This is a genomic window from Priestia sp. P5_B4, from assembly GCF_056400385.1.
The window spans coordinates 1-5,259 of the sequence record NZ_JBFULJ010000229.1; the positions used below are offsets into that span (position 1 = coordinate 1).

General features: G+C 37.4%; 6 protein-coding genes. All 6 read left to right on the forward strand.

From position 1 onward, the window contains the following. Positions 1 to 107: 107 nt before the first annotated feature. The gene (speD, locus tag AC1DRF_RS16085) at positions 108 to 488 is read left to right on the forward strand and encodes an adenosylmethionine decarboxylase (RefSeq protein WP_013059434.1); all 381 of its coding nucleotides are present in this window, start codon (positions 108 to 110) and stop codon (positions 486 to 488) included. A 93-nt stretch (positions 489 to 581) separates the two neighbouring features. Continuing rightward, positions 582 to 968, forward strand: coding sequence for a hypothetical protein (locus AC1DRF_RS16090; RefSeq protein ID WP_013085185.1), 387 nt, complete (start codon positions 582 to 584; stop codon positions 966 to 968). 243 nt (positions 969 to 1,211) lie between these two features. After that, positions 1,212 to 1,673 (forward strand): transcriptional regulator NrdR, encoded by a 462-nt coding sequence (gene nrdR / locus AC1DRF_RS16095; RefSeq protein ID WP_013059432.1) that lies wholly within the window; start codon positions 1,212 to 1,214, stop codon positions 1,671 to 1,673. A gap of 72 nt (positions 1,674 to 1,745) precedes the next feature. Further along, positions 1,746 to 3,173, forward strand: coding sequence for a replication initiation and membrane attachment family protein (locus AC1DRF_RS16100; protein WP_097824666.1), 1,428 nt, complete (start codon positions 1,746 to 1,748; stop codon positions 3,171 to 3,173). A 32-nt stretch (positions 3,174 to 3,205) separates the two neighbouring features. After that, complete coding sequence (gene dnaI / locus AC1DRF_RS16105) at positions 3,206 to 4,138, forward strand: primosomal protein DnaI (RefSeq protein ID WP_013059430.1); 933 nt, start codon at positions 3,206 to 3,208, stop codon at positions 4,136 to 4,138. A gap of 96 nt (positions 4,139 to 4,234) precedes the next feature. Then, a complete protein-coding gene (gene ytxC, locus AC1DRF_RS16110) occupies positions 4,235 to 5,095 on the forward strand; it encodes a sporulation protein YtxC (RefSeq protein WP_016765699.1) in 861 nt (286 codons plus the stop codon). The last annotated feature ends 164 nt before the right edge of the window (positions 5,096 to 5,259 follow it).

Below are 5,259 nucleotides of genomic sequence, written 5' to 3' on the forward strand. Positions count from 1 at the left end.
GGTTAGGACCTCTTTGGACTAACTTTCCCCCGTGGTAGTTAACATGCTATATGGCGAAAGAACTTCATGTTTAACGATTAAAAATTGTTAAAGGGGGAAATATCATTATGGAAACAATGGGTCGTCATGTCATCTCAGAATTATGGGGATGCGATTTCGATAAGTTAAATGATATTGATTATATTGAAAAAACGTTTGTTGATGCAGCTTTAAAATCTGGTGCGGAAGTTCGCGAAGTAGCGTTCCATAAATTTGCACCTCAAGGTGTAAGTGGCGTTGTTATTATTTCAGAATCACATTTAACGATTCACAGCTTCCCAGAGCATGGTTATGCAAGTATCGATGTTTATACTTGTGGTCATTTAGATCCTACAATCGCAGCAGATTATATTGCAGATGCTCTAAGTGCACAGACACGTGAAACAATTGAATTGCCACGTGGAATGGGTCCTGTTCAGGTAAAACAAACTAAAGCGAATGCACTTTAATAGTGTCGATTGATTACGTAAGTTAAGAGGTGTATTACACACCTCTTTTTAGTATATAAATTTTTAATACGCAAAAACAAAGGGGATAACAACATGGGGGTAGTACAAGCAGTTAAATCTTTATTTTCTAATCATGTAGAAACAAGCGATCACCATTCAGATCCAACTCTAAAAACGCATTATTACAAAACAACAGCCGGGAATGCATTTAAGCAAGTTCATGAAATGTTGAAGCACATGCAAGGGATAGAGATACTTGCTGCATATGAAGAGCGAGGAGAGATTAGCTTAAACGTTGTAAAAGGAAGAAAAGCTTTTGTTGTGATTACCATTATTAACGTACGTCCTCTTGAAACCGCTATCGATTTTTCTGCTACAACAGAATCAAAAGTGGTGCCGGTTGATTTTGGTTTTAGTAAAGAACTTGTACGTACGCTTTATAAGAGCTTTGATCAAAAACTCATTCCTCTTTCTTCGTAAGTTCCTTATCATTTTTGAATTTCAGGAAATAAAATGGGGAAATTCCTTTTCCTTTACTTGTATTCAAGCCTTGTTTTCTATAAGATGGAATAAAGCAAATCCTTTAATACAGCATCGTGTTTGTTAAAGGAAATGATGATAAAAATCATAATAAATGGCGAGTAGCCGGCTAACATAGATGGAAATTAACTTATATAAGAGAAAATAAAAAGAAAAACAAGGTTTATTATTGGAGCTGAGAATATGAAGTGCCCATCCTGTCATTACAATGGAACGAGAGTGCTGGACTCGCGCCCTGTAGAAGAAGGCCGCTCTATTCGTAGAAGACGTGAATGCGAAGAGTGTCACTATCGTTTTACAACTTTTGAGAAAGTAGAAGAACTTCCGTTAATTGTTGTAAAAAAAGATGGAGCGAGAGAAGAGTTCAGCAAAGACAAAATCCTTCGAGGGTTAATTAAGGCGTGTGAAAAACGCCAAGTAAGCTTAAAACAATTAGAAGATACGGTACACGATATTGAAACAGAGCTGCGCAGTCAGGGTACATCAGAGGTGCAGTCAGATGTTGTAGGAGAAATGGTGATGGAGCGATTAGCTGCTATCGATGAAGTCTCTTATGTTCGATTTGCTTCTGTATACCGACAATTTAAAGACATCAATGTATTTATTGATGAATTAAAAGATTTAATTAAGAAGGAACGACTGTAAAAGAGCTATTGAAGTATTCTTTAGGCTCTTTTTTTGTCATTTCTATTACTTTAAAAGTAGGTAGGGAACGACATGAAAGAACAACATTGGAAAGAAATGATACCGGTCGATCGTTATGTTGTTCGTTCGAACGGCATACTGCAGGAATACGACCGAAAGATTTTAACCATGCTCTATCAGCCGTTGGTGGGTACAACGTGCTTTGGTCTGTATATGACGTTATGGAGCGAGCTGGAACAAGATCGTTTATGGGGGAAAGAGTCTACGCATCATCATCTAATGTCAATGATGCAAATTAATTTGAAAGCTATTTACCATGAGCGGTTAAAATTAGAAGGCATTGGTTTGTTAAAAACATATATTAAGGAAGAAGATGATGTTCGTGTGTTCATTTATGAGCTCATTCCTCCTCTGACGCCCCATCAGTTTTTTAACGATGGCGTGTTAAATGTATATTTATATAACCGACTCGGGAAATCTATCTTTCAAAAAGTAAAAAATTATTTTTCTGATTCACTCGTCGATGAGCAATCGTTCAAAGATGTGACGCATTCATTTAACGATGTATTTAAATCAGTTAAAGCAACGGAGCTGGCTCCAAGTTTTCAGTCTGAAAGCAAGGATGTATTTTCTCCTGATGCTCAAACGGACTTTGTGGATTCCTCCAAACGCGCTTCTATTGAGATGAGCCCGGATTCCTTTGATTTTGATTTATTTTTAGCAGGTCTAACAGATTCAATGATTTCGAAAAGGTCTATTACATCTAAAGTAAAACAAGCGATTGAAAAGCTAGCCTTTTTATACGGTATCGATCCTCTTCAAATGAAAAATGTGGTGCTCGATTCGCTAAATGAGAACGATCAAGTTGATATTGAATTGCTTAGAAAAGCAGCACAGTCCTTTTACCAATTTGAAAATGGAGAAGCACTTCCAAATCTAAGCGAACAAATTCAGCCACCTATGCTTCGTACCATGCAGGAAAAGCAGCCGCAGACAAAGGAAGAGCAGCTCATTCAACAGCTTGAAGTGACTTCTCCTCGACAGCTTTTGATCGAGTTTTCCGGGGGAGCAGAGCCTTCAAAAGCAGACTTGCAAATGATCGAAGAAGTGATGTTTAACCAAAAGCTTTCACCAGGGGTAGTAAATGTTCTAATTTACTACGTGATGCTAAGATCCGATATGAAATTATCTAAGAGCTATGTAGAGAAAATTGCTGGACACTGGGCGCGCAAAAAGGTACAAACTGTTCAAGATGCCATGAATTTAGCTAAAAATGAACAGAAAGAATATCAGAATTGGACCGAAGCAAAGCAAAATAAAAAAACAGCTGGACGAAAAATTGTGCGTAAAGAAATGGTGCCAGAGTGGCTGAGCGATGAAGAAAAAGAAGAGAAAAAGCAGCCTTCAAAAGAAGTGGACGGATTTGAAGAAGAAAAACGAAAGCTACAAGAAGAGCTCAAGCAGTTAGATCAAGAGCTAAAACAAAAGCATAAAGAATAAAAAGCAGGTATGATAGAGGTGAGGTGAAAAAGATGAAGCCTATCAATGATTCACTAAATCAGTTAGTGAACAAAAAGGATTTTAAAGCACGCTTAGAAGCATTAAGAAACAGTATCCTGTCTAATCCCGAAGTTAAAACATTTTTGCAAGAGCATCGCCATGAGTTAGATGAGCAAATGGTTGACCGAGGTCTGATGAAGATGCATGAATTTATCGATCAAAGCAAATGCTGTGACAAGTGTCCTTCTCTGCAAAGCTGTGTCAACATGGTGAAAGGATACCACCCTCAGCTGGTTGTAAAAGGCCGTAATATTGATTTACAGTATGAACGCTGTCCTAGAAAAGTACAAGAAGATGAGCGAAAAGAACAAGAATCTTTTATTCAGTGTATGTACGTGCCTAAAGAAATTTTACAGGCAACAATGTCTGATATTGAAATTGAGCAGGGAAGATTTGAAGCCATTAAACTAGTAAGAGATTTTGTGCGAGAATATGAGCCGAATAAGAAAATGAAAGCTTTATATTTACATGGTTCGTTTGGTGTGGGGAAAACGTATTTTCTTGGAGCAATTGCCAATGCATTAGCCGAAAAGAAAGTGAAATCTACCATTCTGTATGTCCCTGAGTTTTTGCGTGAGTTAAAAGGTTCGTTTCAAGATCAAAGTTTCAATGAGAAAATAGAGTATGTCAAAAAAGTACCGGTTCTTATGCTTGATGATCTCGGAGCAGAATCCGTAACGAGCTGGATGCGAGACGATGTGCTCGGAACCATTTTACAATTCCGTATGCTCGAAAATTTGCCGACATTTTTCAGCTCGAATTTAAATTTTAAAGAGCTACAACATCATTTGACTTATACCCAAAGAGGCGAGCAGGAAGAGCTCAAAGCCGCTCGTGTCATGGAACGAATTAAGTCTCTAGCCATTCCTGTTGAAATGAATGGAGAGAATAAACGAAATAGATGAGCAGGTCGTTTTACATTTCTTGTAACGACTTGCTCATTTTTTTGCATGTTGCCCCATATACATTAATAAAGCGTGTCCAAAGGGGGGCTATGAGGAATGAAAATATTCTTTAAATATGTAGAAGACGCAGTCGTTGTATATGAGTCTTTATGCGCGAAGCGAAGCGCTTTATCATATGGTTCACAGTGCTTGAAGCTGGTGAATAATCAGCTTTTAGTCATTGATGAGACATACAATAGAGAGGCCATTTTACAAGACATGGTGATACCGGTATTAACCCACGTAATTTTAAAAAAGAAAGAAAAAAAGATGATGGTAAACATATTAAAAGAACAATTTTTCTATTCAGAAGAGGAAGAGCAAGATTTGCTGCTTCAAATTATGGGGGGGATTATGGAAGGAGAGAGAGGCGAAATTCCGCAAAAAACATTTTCTCTTCCAAGAGAATTACTTATCCGCCAGGCTCTTCAAGACTTCTTCATTCATAATGTAACATTCACCTTTGAGTCTTTTCTCCAATTCCGTTTAAAAGAATATCAAGAGCGGCTGCGCTATTATGCCGAGCTGGCGATTGATGAATATAAGCTTGAACAAGACTATCAAATTCTTATTCATCAGCTGCGTCAAGCAGCTAATGAAAGACAGTCATCTACAGGTAACGTGTATGTAATGCACTTGAACAAAAACAAGTTTGTACTGTACGACCACAACAGTAGATATGTTCCTGAACGTGAATGTGCAGCTCTAGCAGAGGCCTTTTTATCTGAACAAGAATCATTATACATAGACTCAACTATTATCGCGCCTTTGCTAAGTTTATCTCCAGCTGCTATTCATCTGTATAGCGACCAGCATGATCATGATTTTGTTTATACCATTCAAAATATCTTCCAAGAAAAAGTTATGTTATACGAAAAAAATGAATTTCCGTTTGATCAAAAGCAAAATATAACGTGAAAGGTTGATTTCTATTTTGAAAATGAATATAATAAATGCATATTGAAAAACAGCTATATGTTACAAGTTATGATGAGGACATGAGTGTATATTTACGGTTTGTAGAGAGGGAGATCCAGGCTGAAAATCTCCTAACACGGAATATATTCTTACCACCTCTAAAC